Source organism: Dietzia sp. B44 (assembly GCF_014145245.1).
Classification (GTDB): Bacteria; Actinomycetota; Actinomycetes; order Mycobacteriales; family Mycobacteriaceae; genus Dietzia; species Dietzia natronolimnaea.
Map to the genome: position 1 here is coordinate 1 of NZ_JAALEF010000130.1, position 1678 is coordinate 1678.

Genomic DNA, 1678 nt, shown 5'->3' on the forward strand with positions numbered 1-1678 from the left:
GCTCGCCCGGCTGGTCCCCGCCGGCGTCGACCGGGCCGGCCAGCCCACGCGGGCCCGGTTGGTCCTGTTCCGCAGGCCGCTCACCCGCCGGGCACCCGGCGGGGACGACCTGAGGGACCTGGTCTACTCGGTCCTGGTGGAACTCGTCTCGCAGCACCTGGAGATCTCACCGGACGAGGTCGAAGCCGGCCCCAACGAGAACTGACCACCCCGCGGGGTGGTCAGGAAGGTGCCGAGCAGGCGCCGTCGAGAGCCCGGATGACACCGGGCCCTGACGAACTCACATCACGGCCTCGCGCTTGATCCGCCGACGCTCGCGCTCCGACAGTCCGCCCCAGATACCGAAGCGCTCGTCGTTGGCCAGCGCGTACTCGAGGCACTCGGCCTTGACCTCGCAGCCCGTGCAGATCTTCTTGGCCTCGCGGGTCGAGCCACCCTTCTCGGGGAAGAACGCCTCGGGATCGGTCTGGGAACAGAGGGCCCGGTCCTGCCAGCTCTCCTCCTCGTCCTCCACGAAGAGCGCACCGGTGCCGAAGTCGACCAGGGTCAGCTCGGGTCCCGCTGCGGTGCGTGACTGTCGATCCACGGTCATCCCCTCGTGTTACGTTGCTCGTCGCTCGTGCGTCTGCCCGGCCCGGCGTGCCGCTCCGATACGAATGACACACCTGTGATTACACACATGCGAGTCGCCCAGGTCAAGCGAAATCGCGGATACCTAGCATTTTCGTGCGCCGGTCCCACGAGTGACACGCCGCGGATCGTGTGGCGTGGGACACCCCCGCGAGTCGGGGTGGGGTCCGAACACCCGGCCACCCGGGCCTCACCGCCACCCCGTCACTAGTCTGGGTCGACGTGAGGATCTGTGTAGTGGCCGGTGGCGTCGGTGGCGCCCGTTTCCTGCTCGGCGCACGTCGACTTCTCGGGCTGGACCCCGCGTCCGGGGCCGCGGACACCCCGCTCCCCGGAGGCGACCCCGTCCACGGCCTCGACGCGGTGGTCAACGTCGGGGACGACGCGTGGATGCACGGCGTCCGGATCTGCCCCGACCTCGACACCTGCATGTACACCCTCGGCGGGGGCATCGACCCCGAACGCGGATGGGGTCACGCGGGCGAGACGTGGAACTGCCGCGACGAACTCGCCGCCTACGGGGTCCAGCCCGACTGGTTCGGTCTCGGGGACAAGGACCTGGCCACCCACCTGGTCCGCACCCAGATGTTGGGCGCCGGCTACCGGCTGACCGACGTCACCGAGGCGCTGTCCACCCGCTGGTCCCCCGGCGTCCGCCTGTTGCCGGTGACCGACGACCGATGCGAGACGCACGTCGTGGTGCCCGACGACTCCGCCGACGGGTCGGGCTCGAAGGCGATCCACTTCCAGGAGTGGTGGGTCCGGCACCGCGCGCAGCTGCCCGCCTCCGGATTCGTGCAGATCGGCGCCGAGGCCGCCCGGCCCACCGAGGAGACGCTCGAGGCCATCGAGGCGGCCGACCTCGTCGTCGTCGCCCCCTCCAACCCCGTGGTCTCCGTCGGCGCGATCCTCGCCGTCCCCGGGATCCGCGCCGCACTGCGTTCCACCTCCGCGCCGGTCGTGGGGGTGAGCCCTGTGATCGGTGGCGCGGTGCTGCGCGGGATGGCCGACGCGTGCCTCACCGCGATCGGGGTGGAGACCTCCGCCC

General features: G+C 71.2%; 3 protein-coding genes. 2 read left to right on the forward strand and 1 reads right to left on the reverse strand.

All coding sequences use genetic code 11. The features are described 5' to 3' along the window. Positions 1-205 (forward strand): metallopeptidase family protein (locus G6017_RS05150; RefSeq protein WP_182610527.1); only part of this gene is annotated, 205 nt, incomplete at its 5' end. A gap of 75 nt (positions 206-280) precedes the next feature. Here G6017_RS05150 and G6017_RS05155 read toward each other — a convergent pair. Further along, positions 281-592, reverse strand: coding sequence for a WhiB family transcriptional regulator (locus G6017_RS05155; RefSeq protein ID WP_241727050.1), 312 nt, complete (start codon positions 590-592; stop codon positions 281-283). A 260-nt stretch (positions 593-852) separates the two neighbouring features. Between G6017_RS05155 and cofD the strand changes: the two genes are divergently transcribed. After that, the coding region (gene cofD, locus G6017_RS05160) for a 2-phospho-L-lactate transferase (RefSeq protein ID WP_182616241.1) at positions 853-1678 on the forward strand (826 nt) is incomplete at its 3' end.

Excerpts from the sequence above, each read along its gene's own strand:
- G6017_RS05155 (WP_241727050.1), bottom strand. The coding sequence starts at position 592 with ATGACCGTGGATCGACAGTCACGCACCGCAGCGGGACCCGAGCTGACC.